The following is a 15,281-nucleotide window of genomic DNA, read 5'->3' as shown; positions in this document are numbered from 1 at the left end:
AGACGTTTTTATCATGAGAATAAATTGTGCAGGAATGCAATAGTTAATAGTAGAATGTCTACGTTATTTGTTATAAAAGATTTCTATGTATTCAAATATGGCAGTTCTGGTTTGTTGGGCGAGAAGTATCAATAAGCAGCTCCCTTTTAAGTGAACTTTTCTGCAACAGAGTTATCGTAACAACAGCCCTTATGGCTCATGCTGGAAATGATGTTTTTTGTATTCAATAGAAATTGGTAATTTTGAGAGGTATACTGTGACCCTTGATCGCTATGTAACAGCAGATTTTTATCGGGTTTGCGTTTATCAACGGCCATCAATAAAGAATCTATAACTAATTATCATGTTACTCATTAACCACCATGCGTGAGAATTATTGCCGCCAACAACCTTCTTTAGTTTTTATGTAGGTAATCCCAAACTTTATTTGGCTGATCAGTAGTAAAATTTTGATCCAATGTGTTCGGAGCCACAACTCGGTTGCTTATTTGCTGTTTTTTATTTTTGAACCTTCGTCTAAACTTGGCTTTAATGCCATTTTCTTGCATAACACTTTGTACTGTTTTAATTTTTGCCTAAAGCTTTTAATTCAGCGTGAATTTTAGGGGCTCCATATCTGCATTTAGAAGCTTGATGTATTTTTTGAATATCTGCTAGAAGCCCTTCTTTTGCTAATTCTTTACTGCTTTTTTCCTTAGCAACCCATACCACCAGTACAAAACCCTACATAGTTCCTGTGTTTTATAGCAATTTCTATATAAAAGAATACTTTACTCTTTTTCTTTGCCCAGGGCTTTTTTTTAAATGTCTCTTTCTCTTGTTAGTTCTTTTTTTAGATCAAATCTTTCTTTGTCATAAGGAGCCTTTGCCTGGAAATGCGTATGCTCCAGACATTTTTCCATCATATTTTCTTACTTAACATACTGCCATCTATACCTAGATCTTTTGCTATTTTTGTACTTGCTTGACCTGTTTCTTTAACCAGCTTAACAGCTTCTAATTTGAATTCTGCTGTATATTCTCTTCTATTTGTCATATTTTGAAAAAACGTTTTATTTTACTCCAAAAACGTTTTAACTTTCTCTCTACTTTTTCTGGACTACTCCGAATCGGTTGACAAATTGGACGTTTGATAAGCATAATTTGGAGCTTCTTGTGTAATGACTATATCATGAGCGTGACTCTCTCTTAATCCTGATGCAGTAATAGTAACAAATTTACAATTTTTTTTCATCTCTTCTATATTCCTATTACCAGTATACCCCATTGCAGCTTGCAATCCGCCAATCAATTGATGGATTACTCCTGAAGCTGGACCTTTGAATGAAACTCTTCCTTCCACTCCTTGTGGAACTAATTTGAGTTTTGAATCTTTATCTTGAAAATAACGGCTAGCTGAACCTCGTTTCATTGCACTAATAGATCCCATTCCTCGATAGCTTTTATATGCTCTGCCCTTATACATAATAATCTCACCTGGGCTTTCGTCAGTGCCAGCAAAAATCGAACCAATCATCACAGAGTCAGCACCAGCTGCAATAGCTTTTGCAACATCTCCTGAGTATTTTACCCCACCATCAGCAATTAGTCTGACGTTTCTTGCTCTACACGCCTCTGCAACATTCTTGATTGCAGAGAATTGTGGCACACCAACACCTGTAACTATTCTGGTTGTACAGATTGATCCTGGTCCTATTCCAACCTTCACTGCATCAACACCCGCATCAATCAACGCTTCAGCAGCCTCCTTTGTTGCAATGTTTCCGCCAATGAATTGCGTATTAGGATACATCTTTTTTATTTCCCTAATGGTATTGATAACGTTTTCGGAATGACCGTGAGCAGTATCCACAACAACTACATCAACTTCTTCTCCGATCAAAGCTTCACATCTTTCTATACCATCTTTTTTACCAGTGCCAATTGCAGCGGCAACTCTGAGACGCCCTTTACTGTCTTTACATGAATTTGGGTATCTATTGTATTTTTCAATGTCTTTAACCGTAATTAAACCTATACAACAAGAATTTTCATCTACAACCAAAAGCTTTTCTATTCTATTTTCATGCAATAATTTCATTGCTGAGGCACTATTCACTCCCTGCTCCCGCACTGTTACTAACTTATCTTTTGTCATCACTTCGGAAACTTTTACATTCATGTTCTGGTCTTCAATAAACCTCACATCTCGGTTAGTTAAAATTCCAACTAACTTGCGTTGATCAACTACAGGAATGCCAGAATAATTGTGCTCTCTCATTAATGAAATTGCTTCCGCAACCGTTTTATCTGGTGAAATCGTAATTGGGTTATACACGATCCAACTTTCATATTTTTTCACCCTTCTTACTTCTAAAATTTGTTCATCTATTGATAAATTCTTATGTATGCAACCTATTCCTCCATGTTGGGCAATAGCTATTGCAAAGCCCGATTCAGTAACAGTATCCATCGCAGAGGATATGAGAGGGATATTTAGTTCTATATTATTTGTTAAATAAGTTTTTGTATCTGTATCGCAAGGCAATACATTAGAATAGGCTGGCAAAAGAAGTATATCGTCAAATGAATAACAAGCTTCCATTTTTTTCATAGGCTTTATTTAAAGCTTATACGCCAATTAATTAAATTGCAATAGGCAAAATTAGCTAGGAGCCTTTAATTGTATAGCTCTAACTGTTTTTAGGAGATAGAAAAGCTATATAGTTGCTAATACATTTTATTGCAAAATAAGCATTCTACATTATTTGCCAGCAAACAAAACTGCTCAATAGTTAAGTTTTCTGGACGCTGGTTTCCGCTCAATTTAGCGTTTTCAAGGACAGTTTCAGCGTGGTTCGTTATATTTTGCAAGCTATTTCTCAGCATCTTTCTTCTTTGAGAAAAAACGACACGTGTTAATCTTGTTAAGGTTTCCAAATTTACTGCAAACTTTGGGGTAGGCAAAGGATTTACTGTAATTACTGAAGAATGTATTTTTGGTCTTGGAAAAAACTCTTTAGGTTCAATATCAAATTCCTTTTTTATATCACATAGCAACTGGCTTAGCACTGATAAGGAACCATAATCTTTAGAATTGGGTCTTGCCGTAATGCGATCTGCTACCTCTTTTTGAAACATTAATGTCAAGTTCGTAAAAAATTTTATATTATTTAACCACTTTAAAAATAACACTACCGAGATATTGTAAGGCAAGTTAGCAATAACTTTAACTGGGCGCTCTATCAGCTCTTCTTCTGTAACATGCAGTGCATCCGCTTCTATAATTCTATACTTTCCTTGATGCTCATTTGGCAGTTGGTCATGGTGTTTTACTAAATCTCTATCTTTTTCTATAGAAAGTAGAGACTTTGGATTATGCACCAATATTTCTCTTGTTAATGCACCATATCCAGGACCAATTTCAATGACATTAAAATTTTCCAGACTACCAGCTAAAGCGACGATTTTTTTTGTTATCTCACTCGATAAAATAAAATTTTGCCCTAGACTCTTTTTTGGCTTCAGTAAAAATTTTTTCATATTATTTTCATTATACAGTATTTTAAAAATTAGTTGACGAAAATTCATTGATAATTGTATATTATTAATGTGTTTAACGCCGGCTTAGCTCAATTGGTAGAGCAACTGACTTGTAATCAGTAGGTTGTCAGTTCAAGTCCGACAGCCGGCACTCTCGCCCATATAAGTAAAGTTGATGTCCTTTTTAATAGTAGCAAATTGGAAAATGAATGGAATGCGTTCTTCATTTGTTGACTTTATAGGCAAACTTAACAACAAGAGCAACGAAATTACCTCTAAGCTAGTGATTTGCCCTCCTTTTACATCATTTCCAAGCAGTATAGAGTTGAACAATAATATTAATATAGGAGCACAGAATTGCCATCATAAAAAGTTCGGTTCTTACACAGGTGAAATTAGCGCAGAAATGTTAAAAGAACTAGGGTGTATTTACGTAATACTTGGGCATTCTGAAAGGGCCAATGAAAAAGATAGTGAAATAAAACTTAAGTCGGAAATAGCAATAGAATCAGGCTTACACCCAATTATCTGTGTGGGTGAAAATTCAGAAGATTATAAGAATGAAAAAACAAAAGAAGTAATAGAATATCAATGCAAAAACCGCTTGCCAACACACGGTGAATATACCGTAGCATATGAGCCAATATGGGCAATAGGCACAGGTCATGTGCCAAATAATGATGCAATTGCTGAGATGATAGAGGTAATAAAATTGTGTACTAGTAAAAAACACATTATATATGGTGGTTCAGTCAGTTCAGAAAATATAGAAAATTTGTTAAATATTTCAAATTTATCAGGAGTTTTAATTGGCAGTGCAAGCTTAGATTTCGATCACTTTTATAAAATTATACAACAAGTTGAAAAAAAGTTTTCTCTTATCAATTCTAAAATCAGCAACTAAGAATCCTATAACAAATGGCATCATTCCAGTGTCAAGCATATGTCTGTACGAGCATCTAGTATAGCTAAAGTAATCTAGAAAATTAACGATATTTTATTCCCCGGTGAACGCTCTATTTTGTTTTCCAACTCTAGTTCTAAAAGAGCCATTAGAGCTATGTTGGCAGAAAGTCCGCTTGCTAATATAAGTTCATCTATATCAACAGGTACAGAGTTAATATGATCAACTATAACAGATTTTGCCTGTTGTAATTTTTCTTGTTTTTGGTTAACAAAATGGTGCTCAACATCAAATAGGTTTTTTTGCTGCGGAGGTAAACTAAACCTAATACTCTCCATTATGTCATCAGCGGATTCGATAAGCTTAGCACCGTTTTTAATTAAATAATTACTACCACTACAGCGTGAATCTAAAGGGAAACCAGAAACTGCAAACACCTCTCTCCCTTGATTTAAAGCAAAATCTGCTGTTATTAGAGAGCCAGAACGTTTCGATGCTTCAATCACTGCAACACCCAGCGATAGAACAGATATAATTCGATTCCTCTGAGGAAAATATTGAGGCTTTGGTTTAGTAGCAAATGGAAGCTCAGTAATTACTAACCCACCGTTCCCAGTGATTTTTTTGTATAGATCAAAATTCTCTTTTGGATACACCACATCAATTCCGCTTGCTGTAACAGCAATAGTGGGATGATTTTTGTATATTACACTGTTTGCTGCAGTATCGATTCCTTTTGCAAGTCCAGAAACAATAACAAAACCAGCTTCGCTTAAATCAAGTGCCAACTTATTGGCAAAATTCTTCCATTCATTGAAGAGTTACGCCCACCGATTATTGCAATTATCTCACGGCTTAATAATGATATATCACCAAGCGCAGTTATTACAGGAGGACAACTAGAGATATTTCTTAAAAGATCAGGGTAATCTGGGTCACATGCGGGTATAATTTTAGCTCCAATTCTTTCTGCATTATTGATTTCTTCTCGTGCATCTTGAATGCCATACACCTTATTATTAGCCACCCTATTGAGATATTTCAACACCTCATCTAGCGATCCATGTGTTCTTAGTATACTAAAAAACTTTGTTGGTCCTATAGTTCTAGCCAAGCTTAACCACACTTCTAATTCTTTGTTGTTCAATTTATTTATCTTCATAAAAGGCTTGAATTTCTTATCAATTTAGTGTACCCAAGATAATGCAAATATACAGTGTTTTATGACGCATTTTGTTACAGATAAATGCATAAAATGTAAATATACGGATTGTGTGGAAGTATGTCCCGTTGACTGCTTCTATGAAGGTAAAAACATGCTCGTGATTAACCCAGATGAATGTATTGATTGCGGAGTGTGCATACCTGAGTGTCCAGTAGATGCAATTGTAACTGATGATTCCATAAAAGATATTTTAGAACTAGATGAAGAGTTACTGAACAGTGAACAAAAAATCTTCAAATCATTTTACAACATAAACGTAGAATACTCACAAAAATGGCCAAATATCACAGCTAAGAAGCAACCTCTCTATACTGCAGAAGAGTATAAGGAAAAAAAGGATAAAACAACTTATTTTGAGGAAAATTTAGAATAATACTGCTGAAGGAAAAGAAACTTTTTGTATTTCAGGGTTATTGTTTTTGGTTGCTGAAAATAGTTGCGTTATCTAAGTTGTTATGCTGATAAATTAGTATCGATTAATTTAAGGATTAAGGAAAAAGGCTTATTGACTTTTGAAATATTTGATTATAAAACTAGCTGTTAGCATTAAATCTTGGGGGTAAGTTATGAGTATAAATAAAAGAGAAACCATTAAAAAGATTGAAGGGTTACTTTTTCAAGCGAACGGTAATCTTGAAAAAACATGTGATCTATTATCAACAGTAAAGTTAACCGAAGATGATATTAAAATATTGCTGGAAGAGATGATAAAAGAGTATTATAGCTTGTTTAAAAGATTTCTTGGAGTTGTGGAATTACTGCAGGCGGTGCACAAGATGCCAGCGCAAGCAGCTTCAACGAAGCTTATAAGTTAGGTTCAAAAGAGTTAGCATTGGCAATAATGTCAGATTTTAAGAAGTCTTATGATCAAGAATTATTCAAGAAATATAAAAAGGAAGAGATGTCTTATCCTGAAGGAGAAGGAGTACAATTTATTAGAGAATTAAGAGTTCTAAGTAGAATACTTACTATATCTTTAATAAGGAAACTTGATGAAGTTTACAAGTTTACTCCAGAAGAAATTGAGCGTTTGAAGGAATATATATTAGTTAGCAACTATGATACAAGCAGAAGTCTTTCTGATATAGACAAATATATGCATGCACTATCTGCCTTAATTAGAAACCCCTCACTTGATACAAAAAAGATATTTGAGCTAAATAATCGAATGATAATACACACTATAGCCTTAATTGATTTAGTAACTAGTGGAGTAGTGAAAAAAGAAGAAGCAAAAGAACAATCTGCTGAGGATTTAGAAAAGCTTGTCTGTGAACAGTATAAAGGTGCAGCAAACACGCCAGTACCGTTGCCGAGCACGCTATTTGAAGTGGATAAAAAAAGTGCTTAAAGGAAAGTAAGAAGGTCTTATAGTTAGCCAAAGTAGGTATTTAATAAGCTTAATGTAACCATTATATATGCTATATAGTAAAACATAGAATGCTTATGGTTCCAACTATAGCAATTTTAAGTGGTGGGTTTTCTTGTGAGAGAGAAATATCGCTTATGAGCGGAAAAGCAGTAAAGAAGGCGCTCGATAGCCTTTCATATAATGCAATAGAAATAGATGTTGACAGCAACATTGCTGAAAAGCTTAGAAAAATTAATTCGGGCCTTGCTTTTATCGCTCTGCATGGACCTTATGGTGAAGATGGCTGCATTCAAGGTTTATTGGAAATCTTAGGTATAAAATATACACACTCAGGAGTTATGGCTTCTGCCGTTGCTATAAATAAAGTGATGTCAAAGCATATATTTCGATCCCTTAGTATTGATACTCCAAAAGGTTATGTAATTAGCCGAGAAGATGTACTAAAAAATAATATTAAAATCGATTATCCGTACGTCTTAAAACCAATTAATGAAGGCTCTAGCATCGGAGTACATATTGTTTCCTCACATGAGGATTATTTAAAACTGAAATTTGATGTCATTCCAGCGCGTGACCAGGAAAAAAAAACAGTATCTGGCTACTTGGATGACAAGGAAGGAGCTACTTCTATGACAAGAGATTTGATGATCGTAGAAGAATACATACCGGGCATAGAGTTACATACTGCTGTATTGCTGGATGAAGCAATTGGCACTATGGAAATACGACCAAAAAATAAATTCTATGATTATGAAGCAAAGTATACAGATGGATTTGCAGAACATATATTTCCTGCTGAAATTCCTGACAATATATATAAAATGACCTTGGAACACGCACTGAAAGTTCATCAATTTTTAGGATGCAAAACTATTTCCCGCTCAGACTTTCGTTATAATCCCAAGAATAACACTTTAAAAATGCTTGAGATTAATACACATCCTGGCTTTACTGAGTTATCGTTAGTGCCAGAAATTGCAAAATTGGCAAAAGGAATCAATTTTAATGAATTAGTTAAAATTATTATTGAAGATAGTTTGCAGCACAAAAATATTAGGGATTTAAGTCATGTTGAGCAGTATTACTAGAAGCCAAAGGAGTTTTTTGCGTAAGTGTGCCTTGGTTATTATCACAGCACTTTTTCTTACGCTAATACTTTACAGCTCACTTGATAAAATAATAAATCGATTTAATTACTACTTTACTTGGTATAATGACTGCCTATCTAGTTTATTACTCAGTAGTGGATTTTCAATCGACGAAGTAGTCGTGAGCGGCAATAAATTTACAAACAAAAAGGATATTCTAAGTTTGACAGATAGAACGCAACCTATCCTGTATATATCACTTTCAAAACTTGCCGGTAACATACAATCCGTAAGCAGGTGGATAAAACACGTAAGAGTTCACAGAATTTTGCCCAATACTCTACGCATTAATATAGATGAGCATAAACCGTTTGCTCTCTGGAAAGATAATAACAAAACCTCGGTAATTGATTTCGAAGGCAAAGTGATCGTAGATGACTATCTAGTAGATGATCTTGTTGTAATTGCAGGACAAAACTCGTTATCAAACCTAGAATTTGTTAGAGATGTGTTGGAGAGTAAAACTCAATTAAGAGACCACATTTCTTCTTTTGCTTATATAGGGAATAGAAGATGGAATATCATACTTGATAACGATTCCACAGTAAAACTGCCTGAAGATAACCCTTATAGTGCATGGGACTATTTAAACCACTTACACAATACAACTGATTTTACTTTCAGCGATTGGAGTATTATTGATATGCGTATTACTGATAAAATCTTTGTGAAGAGGTGATCTGCTGTCATCCAAGTAGCCCCTTTTCCTGTCATCCCAGTGCCCAGACACTGGAATCCCGCCGCGAACCGTCATACCGCGATTCATTCGCGGTATCTCTTAACATAGATCCCTTATTTAACCGCCATACCTTAACATAGATCCCGCTAACACGTAGCGGGATGACGGTTGTCGTTTAGCTATAAATATTTAAGAAATTTACCAAATAAAAAAAAGGCAAAAGAAGCCCCGTGGTTGGCTAATTACTTACATTATACTTTCAAGTATGGCGTTTTTTTATTCTAAACGCTTAATAACCGCGATTTAGTTGCTTTTAAGCCGCAACTAATCTAAATTATAAACATTAAGAAATTTACTAAACAGAAAAAAAGGCAAAAGAAACCCTAGGGTAGCTAGTTATTCACTATCCATTTTTTAAATCGGCGTTTTTTGATGTTTTAAATAGCGCATTTCAGCTTATATTAGGTAAAAACCTAGAATTTTATAAAGACATAAGATGCACATAGTGCAAAAAATTAAACATGGGACGCCAGATACGTGAGTTTTTTTGTCATTTAATCTGTACAGAGAAGATAAATAAATAGCTTCAGTTTCATGATAAGGGGACTGGCAAGGCTTGTCAAGGAATTTTTATGCAAGAGATCTATTGAAATGCCCCTGTAAAATTATACTATTAATTAGTACACTATAAATTTAAAATTATAGATATGTTAAGCAGATTGGTAATTTTGCTATTAGTTTTTATACTTCCTTTTTCTTCATACTCATACCAGTTTAGAACCAAAGCAAAGCAAGCAGTAGTCTTAGATTTAGCTTCAGACTCATTCATTTTTGACCATAATTCTGATGAAAAAATGGCCCCATCTTCAATGAGCAAGCTAATGACTTTATATATAGCCTTCGATTATCTAAAAGCTGGAATAATACACATGGAGGATAAATTTCGAGTAAGTAGAAAAGCGTGGGAAAGGAGAGGCTCTTCTATGTTTTTGAAAGAAGGTCAATCCGTTACGGTGAGGGAATTACTTGAAGGAATTACAATAGTCTCAGGCAATGATGCCTGCATAACACTAGCCGAGGGCATTGCAGGATCAGAAGAGAATTTTGTGGCTGAAATGAATGAAGTTGCACAAAATTTGAATCTGAATGACAGTCATTTTGTCAACTCAAGCGGGTGGCCAGATGAAGATCATTTTATGAACGCAAAAGACTTGGTAATGCTGGCAAAAAGGATTTTCACCGATTTTCCTGAATATTATGATTTATTTTCCGAACAATATTTGACATATAATGAAATTGTACAAAAGAATAAAAATCTTCTACTTTTTCACGATATTGGGGTTGATGGCTTAAAAACCGGTTATACAAATGCTGGTGGTTACGGCATTGTAGCATCTGCAAAACGAAATGATAGGAGAATTTTTGCTGTCGTAAATGGTTTAAACACTGAGAAAGAGCGAATAGAAGAAGCAAAAAGATTGATACAATATTCCTTAAATCATTTTAACACTAAGAAAATATTCGTTAAAGACAGCGTAGTTGAGGAAGTAAATGTTCTCTATGGAAAAGATAGAAAAGTGCCTATTACAGTTGCAAACGATGTTACCATAACTTACAACCGCAAATTGCATGACCAAATTAAGGTGCGTATTGAATATAAAGATATGATACCTGCACCCATTAAAAAAGGTCAAGAAGTGGGCGAAGTTTTTGTAGAAATACCAGGTATTGAGCAACAAACCACACCACTTTATGCAGCAAATGACGTGCAGGAATTGAATTTCGTAGAAAAGTTTTTTAGGATGTTGTTTTAAGTTTGATATTAAAGCAATTCCGAAAGAGAGATCTATTGCACTTTAGTGTAGTTTTAACTAACAATTTCTGTTACAATACAAGATTGAAGTGTTACGAAAATGTGCTGGTTATATTTGTTGCTGTCTAGTATCCTAGAGATACTGTGGCTGTAACACTAAAGTTTAGTAACAGTTTTACTAAAGTTGTGCCTTCGATTGCAACATTGGTAATTATGATCATTAGCATTTATTTTTTATCTCTTGCAGCATGCTTTTTACCTATTAGAGTATGCTATGCAGTTTCCTCTGGAATATGCACAATTGGAATAACTATAATTGGCGCAACCACTTTCACAGAGAATATTAATTTATCTCAAGTTTTATGTATTGTTTTAATTGTAATAGGAAGCATAGGGCTAAAGCTCTCTATTTAAACCTAAAAATTTATGCATGAATTGGATATATTTACTCTTATCGTCACTAATTGAAGTGTTCTGGGTCATAACACTTAAGCATAGTTATGGATTTGCTCATCTCGTACCATCAATAATTAGCATACTCTCCATGGCTCTTAGTACATATTTACTTTCGCTCGCTACACGTTCTATACCTATCGGAGTATGCTATGCAATTTGGACTGGAGTGGGCGCTATAGGAGCTTCGATACTTGGAGTTTACCTATTTGATGAACCAGTTAATTTATTCGAAGTAATATGCTTTATTTTAGTTACATTCGGGATTATAGGATTAAAATTGTTTGATACTGCAAAACAAACTGTTGATAAAATGGAATAAAAGATCCCACTGGGATGAAAGAAGCAGATACTCCATATTGTCATGCAAATTGGAATCCAGACTTTTTTCTATATAGCATGGTGAAGACGGGAAACCGTATCCGTTCAGGCAATGGCATCAACTTAAGGAAAAATATCAGCGATAGTGTATAAAATTTCTCTCTAAATTTTTTATCATTAAATTATCCAAAGAGTGCAAGAAACAGCACTTTTGTTTCTATTTTATTGCAACAAAAAAGTTTAAAATGTGTCTTTTTTAGGTGAAACATGCAAAAAGGAAAAAACCTTATTCTACAAATTAAAAATATAATATACTCGAAAACTTTTCAGAAAATCCATTGTGTTGAGTTTTACACGAACAAGCTTTTTCGACAGTATTTTCTATGATTTTAAAGTTAGTTAAAAAAAGTTTGGGAATAGAATGTGAACTTATGGAGCCATTGACATGTACCCTCAAAGCAAGCTTTTTCTAAAGCAAGATATAAGATTTGCCATACAGGCTTTCAAGAATTTAAGCATCCAAACAGCCTATCAGGATGAACCTGAGTTGGAGAGGCTATAGACTTATTGCAGCAGATGGTTCTGGTATGAGATTACCCAGCTCTGGAGAAATTGTATCCGAGTTTGAACCAAATGGAACAACAGGCACCATTGGCAATTTGTTTGTTGATTTGTGTACTTCGCTGATTTGTAGTGCTCGTCTTGCAGCTTGGAATATAGGTGAACAAACGTTGGCGGCAGAGCAATTACCCGAAGTTATCACTCAAATGCGTTTATTAAATCAAGAGAAATTATTATTTATCTATGATCGTCTTCAGTAAAATTCATTCAGCAGCATTATGATTTGGAAGTAGATTTTATTTTTCGCTTGCAAAAAAGAAATTATAGTAAGCTATGGGAACGCTGGCGAATTAGATTTTGATTTTATATTAGAAAATGAAAAGCTAAAAAATAAAATGAAAGGACAGAAAGTAAGAGTTATAGTGCTGACATTAGCCAACTGAGAAACAGAGTTTTTGACCGAGACTTTGGAGCAAAGCTTATGTGTTAAGGTGGCACATAGAGGAAACGACTCAAGGTAGGAGCAGAGTTAGAGAATTTTTCTGGAGAGGCTGTATTACAAGAATTTTGGGCAAACTTGGTCATGTGCAATATATTATCGCTTCATATATGTGATGCACAAGGGCCTTGGAACCCAGATCAAATTACTGAGTATCGTTTAAATTTTTCAGTTTTATTTGGTGCAATGAGGCAGAAACTCTATCAGGTACTTATTGCGCCAAAAAACTTTCAAGCCCTTTTTAAGTATACGCGCTAAAGTTAAAATCCGACCTGGACAGCCGCAATAAAGTAGATAAGCCTAAACGCCATCATGTCTTTAGGAGAATTTGCTAATGAAAGTTCTTAAGTTGACGTCATTGGCTGAACGGATACGGAATGACACCATCCTTTTTTCTGGATTCCAGACTGGAATGACACCTCTGGACACTTCCGTTGTAAAGGAACCAGTGTCAGCTACTCGGATGACACCTTTTTTCTACTTAGTTTGGGTTATGCAAGAAGTCTAATGAAGTGAAAATAAATTTATTTACCAAAATAGAGTTGCCTTGGTCTACAGATCTTAGTTTCTTTATCATTCATCATTTCATACCACTGAGTAACCCAACCAGTGGTTCTTGCAAGTGCAAAAATAGGCGTGAACATATTTGAGGGGATATCAATAGCATTCATTATTATACCTGAGTAAAAATCAACATTTGGATATAACTTACGCACGATAAAATATTCATCCTTTAAAGCTATTTCTTCAAGTTTTTTTGCAATTTTAAGCAGTTCATTATTTTGTTCTAGTTTACTTAGAACCTCATGGCAAGCGCCTTTCAATATACGCGCGCGCGGATCATAATTTTTATAAACACGATGTCCAAATCCCATCAATTTAAATGGATCTTTATCATCTTTAGCTTTTTCGATGAATTTATCTATATCTCCACTTTGCTCTATCTCTTTTAGCATATTTATAACTGCCTCATTAGCTCCACCATGTGCTGGTCCCCAAAGTGTAGCAACTCCTGCAGAGAGGCTTGCAAACAGATTAGAACCAGCCGATCCCACCAATCTGACAGCCGCCGTAGAAGCATTCTGTTCATGATCAGCATGGAGAGTAAATATTTTATCCAGAGCTTTTGCAAAAAGGGCGCTTTTATCATTATCAACAGCATCGCCAAATATCATCTTTAAGAAATTTTCACTGTAACTTAATTCATTGTTAGCATTTATGAATTCCTGATTGTTGATACGCCTATAAATCATTGCAATAACTGTGGAAACTTGTGCTATTGCAGAAATTCCAAAATCTAGGTCTTCACCATTGACATTGTTGCCATGCTTTTCATGATAAGATGCTGACAAACTTGCAAAACATGCAACTAAGATTGACATAGGGTGAGCAGTTTTTGGAAATGCTTTAATTACATTTGTAACTTGCTCTGATACTTTGGATGATTCTTGTATTTTGAGAAGAAATTTTTTGTGTTGCTCTGAACTGGGTAATTCACCATAGAGCAATAAATAAATCACAGCAGTAAAATTATTATTCTCTGCCAAATCAGCTATATTATGTCCCCTATATTTAAGAACTCCTTCATCTCCATCAATGAATGTAATTGTAGAAGAGCATGAAGCTGTAGAAACAAACCCTGGATCGTAAGTGAATAATCCTGTCATCTTATATAAATCCTTGATATTTAACACATCAGGACCTGTTGTTCCGCTTAATACAGGTAGCTCGATTTTTAATCCATTACTCAGTTCTAATAGCACTTTTTTATCCATCACTTAAGCTACTTAAATTTTATACAGAATATACAAACTGAGGAGTATATATTAATGCAGTTAACTTTACATTAACCGTATTAAGCGGTCATCAATGCTTTTACTTTTGCATTTAAGCGACTTATTTTACGCGCAGCAGTATTCCTATGAATAACACCTTTATTCACACACTTGTGTAAATTAGATTCAGCATTCCGAAATGCCAGAACAACATTTTCTTTGTCGCCAGACTTGATTATATCAACCAATTTTCTAATAGAGGTGCGAGTTTTACTTTTCCGCATCTTATTTATTAAAGTGCGCTTTGCTATTACCTTTATCATTTTTTTAGCACTCTTATGATTTGCCATATATTAATACCTAAAATACTGTACTTTTCTTTTAATTATAAAGTTTTTTTGTTAATTTGCAATATCAGTTTTTCCTATGGTTAATCTACTGCTTCTCTCTTCAATAATTTTTTCTAAACTTTGCAAGAATTCATTTTTGTTTAACCCAGGATATATTGGGGGCAATATTTCTATTACTGCCTTTCCGGGATTCTTTCTCAGAGAAAGTATGCTTTTTGGCCAAAACAAACCAGTGTTTAAAGCAACCGGTAACACAGGAACAGATAATACGCTATATAAAGCAGCAATACCTGGTTGATATTTTATATTTTGGTTTATAGTTGTTCTTGTACCTTCAGGAAATATTATTATGCTTCTATTTTCTTTTATACGCATTTTTGCTAGTTTGATTATATGGCGTATAGAGCTGATACCATCTGAACGGTTAATAAAAATCATTTTCAGCGCCATAAGATGCAAACCAATGAATGGAATCCATTTCAATTCACGTTTTAAAATAAAAACCGCTTTTCTAAATAGCAGTATAAAAATAAATGTTTCAAATGGAGATTGGTGTTTAGATGCAATGATAAAAGGTTGCTTAGGGATGTTTTCCATTCCCCTCACTTCATATTTAATGCCACATAATAAACGCAGCATGAATAATACAACTCTCACCG

General features: G+C 34.4%; 15 protein-coding genes, 1 tRNA gene and 3 pseudogenes. 12 read left to right on the top strand and 7 right to left on the bottom strand.

The window, feature by feature from the left end; genetic code table 11:
- Window positions 1-63 precede the first annotated feature (63 nt).
- From ACEL90_RS03215 to rsmA, 3 genes and pseudogenes are all read right to left on the bottom strand, one after another.
- Window positions 64-1,036, bottom strand: a pseudogene (locus ACEL90_RS03215) (IS3 family transposase).
- 63 nt (window positions 1,037-1,099) lie between these two features.
- Window positions 1,100-2,593 carry an IMP dehydrogenase gene (guaB, locus tag ACEL90_RS03210; RefSeq protein WP_423348628.1) on the bottom strand — a complete coding sequence of 498 codons (1,494 nt, stop codon included), beginning with the start codon at window positions 2,591-2,593 and terminating at the stop codon, window positions 1,100-1,102.
- 116 nt (window positions 2,594-2,709) lie between these two features.
- Entirely contained in the window at window positions 2,710-3,522 is an 813-nt protein-coding gene (gene rsmA, locus ACEL90_RS03205; RefSeq protein ID WP_423348627.1) for a 16S rRNA (adenine(1518)-N(6)/adenine(1519)-N(6))-dimethyltransferase RsmA, read from the bottom strand.
- Window positions 3,523-3,600: 78 nt separating this feature from the next.
- Between rsmA and ACEL90_RS03200 the strand changes: the two genes are divergently transcribed.
- Window positions 3,601-3,673: transfer RNA gene (locus tag ACEL90_RS03200), tRNA-Thr, on the top strand.
- 24 nt (window positions 3,674-3,697) lie between these two features.
- Window positions 3,698-4,426, top strand: coding sequence for a triosephosphate isomerase (locus tag ACEL90_RS03195; RefSeq protein ID WP_423349288.1), 729 nt, complete (start codon window positions 3,698-3,700; stop codon window positions 4,424-4,426).
- Between the two features lie 74 nt (window positions 4,427-4,500).
- Here the strand turns inward: ACEL90_RS03195 and dprA are convergent.
- Window positions 4,501-5,588 (bottom strand): annotated as a pseudogene (dprA, locus tag ACEL90_RS03190) (DNA-processing protein DprA).
- Window positions 5,589-5,649: 61 nt separating this feature from the next.
- On the opposite strand from dprA, the gene ACEL90_RS03185 reads away from it, so the two are divergent.
- From ACEL90_RS03185 to ACEL90_RS03140, 10 genes and pseudogenes are all read left to right on the top strand, one after another.
- Window positions 5,650-6,024 carry a ferredoxin family protein gene (locus ACEL90_RS03185; RefSeq protein WP_141456813.1) on the top strand — a complete coding sequence of 125 codons (375 nt, stop codon included), beginning with the start codon at window positions 5,650-5,652 and terminating at the stop codon, window positions 6,022-6,024.
- 193 nt (window positions 6,025-6,217) lie between these two features.
- Entirely contained in the window at window positions 6,218-6,466 is a 249-nt protein-coding gene (locus ACEL90_RS03180; protein ID WP_423348626.1) for a hypothetical protein, read from the top strand.
- A gap of 26 nt (window positions 6,467-6,492) precedes the next feature.
- Window positions 6,493-7,002 carry a hypothetical protein gene (locus ACEL90_RS03175; RefSeq protein WP_423348625.1) on the top strand — a complete coding sequence of 170 codons (510 nt, stop codon included), beginning with the start codon at window positions 6,493-6,495 and terminating at the stop codon, window positions 7,000-7,002.
- 89 nt (window positions 7,003-7,091) lie between these two features.
- Window positions 7,092-8,111: a D-alanine--D-alanine ligase gene (locus ACEL90_RS03170; RefSeq protein ID WP_423348624.1), complete on the top strand. Its 1,020-nt coding sequence runs from the start codon at window positions 7,092-7,094 to the stop codon at window positions 8,109-8,111.
- A complete protein-coding gene (locus ACEL90_RS03165) occupies window positions 8,092-8,850 on the top strand; it encodes a cell division protein FtsQ/DivIB (RefSeq protein ID WP_423348623.1) in 759 nt (252 codons plus the stop codon). Before ACEL90_RS03170 ends, ACEL90_RS03165 begins: the two co-directional genes overlap by 20 nt.
- Before the next feature lie 707 nt (window positions 8,851-9,557).
- On the top strand, window positions 9,558-10,664 hold the full coding sequence (locus tag ACEL90_RS03160) for a D-alanyl-D-alanine carboxypeptidase family protein (RefSeq protein WP_182366631.1): 1,107 nt from the start codon (window positions 9,558-9,560) through the stop codon (window positions 10,662-10,664).
- Window positions 10,665-10,807: 143 nt separating this feature from the next.
- Window positions 10,808-11,077 carry a DMT family transporter gene (locus tag ACEL90_RS03155; RefSeq protein ID WP_423348622.1) on the top strand — a complete coding sequence of 90 codons (270 nt, stop codon included), beginning with the start codon at window positions 10,808-10,810 and terminating at the stop codon, window positions 11,075-11,077.
- 16 nt (window positions 11,078-11,093) lie between these two features.
- Window positions 11,094-11,438, top strand: a complete 345-nt coding sequence (locus ACEL90_RS03150; RefSeq protein ID WP_423348621.1) for a DMT family transporter — start codon at window positions 11,094-11,096, stop codon at window positions 11,436-11,438.
- Between the two features lie 266 nt (window positions 11,439-11,704).
- Window positions 11,705-12,832 (top strand): annotated as a pseudogene (locus ACEL90_RS03145) (transposase).
- A gap of 23 nt (window positions 12,833-12,855) precedes the next feature.
- The gene (locus ACEL90_RS03140) at window positions 12,856-13,005 is read left to right on the top strand and encodes a hypothetical protein (RefSeq protein ID WP_155975166.1); all 150 of its coding nucleotides are present in this window, start codon (window positions 12,856-12,858) and stop codon (window positions 13,003-13,005) included.
- A gap of 16 nt (window positions 13,006-13,021) precedes the next feature.
- Here the strand turns inward: ACEL90_RS03140 and ACEL90_RS03135 are convergent, their stop codons facing one another.
- The 3 genes from ACEL90_RS03135 to ACEL90_RS03125 all read right to left on the bottom strand — a co-directional run bounded on the left by ACEL90_RS03135 (window position 13,022) and on the right by ACEL90_RS03125 (window position 15,210).
- Window positions 13,022-14,272, bottom strand: a complete 1,251-nt coding sequence (locus tag ACEL90_RS03135; RefSeq protein WP_423348620.1) for a citrate synthase — start codon at window positions 14,270-14,272, stop codon at window positions 13,022-13,024.
- Between the two features lie 80 nt (window positions 14,273-14,352).
- The gene (rpsT, locus tag ACEL90_RS03130) at window positions 14,353-14,622 is read right to left on the bottom strand and encodes a 30S ribosomal protein S20 (protein ID WP_012673338.1); all 270 of its coding nucleotides are present in this window, start codon (window positions 14,620-14,622) and stop codon (window positions 14,353-14,355) included.
- A gap of 51 nt (window positions 14,623-14,673) precedes the next feature.
- Window positions 14,674-15,210, bottom strand: coding sequence for a lysophospholipid acyltransferase family protein (locus ACEL90_RS03125; protein ID WP_423349287.1), 537 nt, complete (start codon window positions 15,208-15,210; stop codon window positions 14,674-14,676).
- Between the last annotated feature and the right edge of the window lie 71 nt (window positions 15,211-15,281).

Origin of the sequence: Wolbachia sp. wLmal (assembly GCF_049435495.1) — a bacterium.
Classification (GTDB): Bacteria; Pseudomonadota; Alphaproteobacteria; order Rickettsiales; family Anaplasmataceae; genus Wolbachia; species Wolbachia pipientis.
Note: the sequence above shows the minus strand (reverse complement) of the source record. Positions and strands in the feature narration are given on the sequence as shown.

Excerpts from the sequence above, each read along its gene's own strand:
- ACEL90_RS03160 (WP_182366631.1), top strand. The coding sequence starts at position 9,558 with ATGTTAAGCAGATTGGTAATTTTGCTATTAGTTTTTATACTTCCTTTT.
- ACEL90_RS03195 (WP_423349288.1), top strand. The coding sequence starts at position 3,698 with ATGTCCTTTTTAATAGTAGCAAATTGGAAAATGAATGGAATGCGTTCT.
- ACEL90_RS03180 (WP_423348626.1), top strand. The coding sequence starts at position 6,218 with ATGAGTATAAATAAAAGAGAAACCATTAAAAAGATTGAAGGGTTACTT.
- ACEL90_RS03175 (WP_423348625.1), top strand. The coding sequence starts at position 6,493 with ATGTCAGATTTTAAGAAGTCTTATGATCAAGAATTATTCAAGAAATAT.
- ACEL90_RS03185 (WP_141456813.1), top strand. The coding sequence starts at position 5,650 with ATGACGCATTTTGTTACAGATAAATGCATAAAATGTAAATATACGGAT.
- rsmA (WP_423348627.1), bottom strand. The coding sequence starts at position 3,522 with ATGAAAAAATTTTTACTGAAGCCAAAAAAGAGTCTAGGGCAAAATTTT.
- ACEL90_RS03135 (WP_423348620.1), bottom strand. The coding sequence starts at position 14,272 with ATGGATAAAAAAGTGCTATTAGAACTGAGTAATGGATTAAAAATCGAG.
- guaB (WP_423348628.1), bottom strand. The coding sequence starts at position 2,593 with ATGAAAAAAATGGAAGCTTGTTATTCATTTGACGATATACTTCTTTTG.
- ACEL90_RS03170 (WP_423348624.1), top strand. The coding sequence starts at position 7,092 with ATGCTTATGGTTCCAACTATAGCAATTTTAAGTGGTGGGTTTTCTTGT.
- ACEL90_RS03150 (WP_423348621.1), top strand. The coding sequence starts at position 11,094 with ATGAATTGGATATATTTACTCTTATCGTCACTAATTGAAGTGTTCTGG.
- rpsT (WP_012673338.1), bottom strand. The coding sequence starts at position 14,622 with ATGGCAAATCATAAGAGTGCTAAAAAAATGATAAAGGTAATAGCAAAG.
- ACEL90_RS03165 (WP_423348623.1), top strand. The coding sequence starts at position 8,092 with ATGTTGAGCAGTATTACTAGAAGCCAAAGGAGTTTTTTGCGTAAGTGT.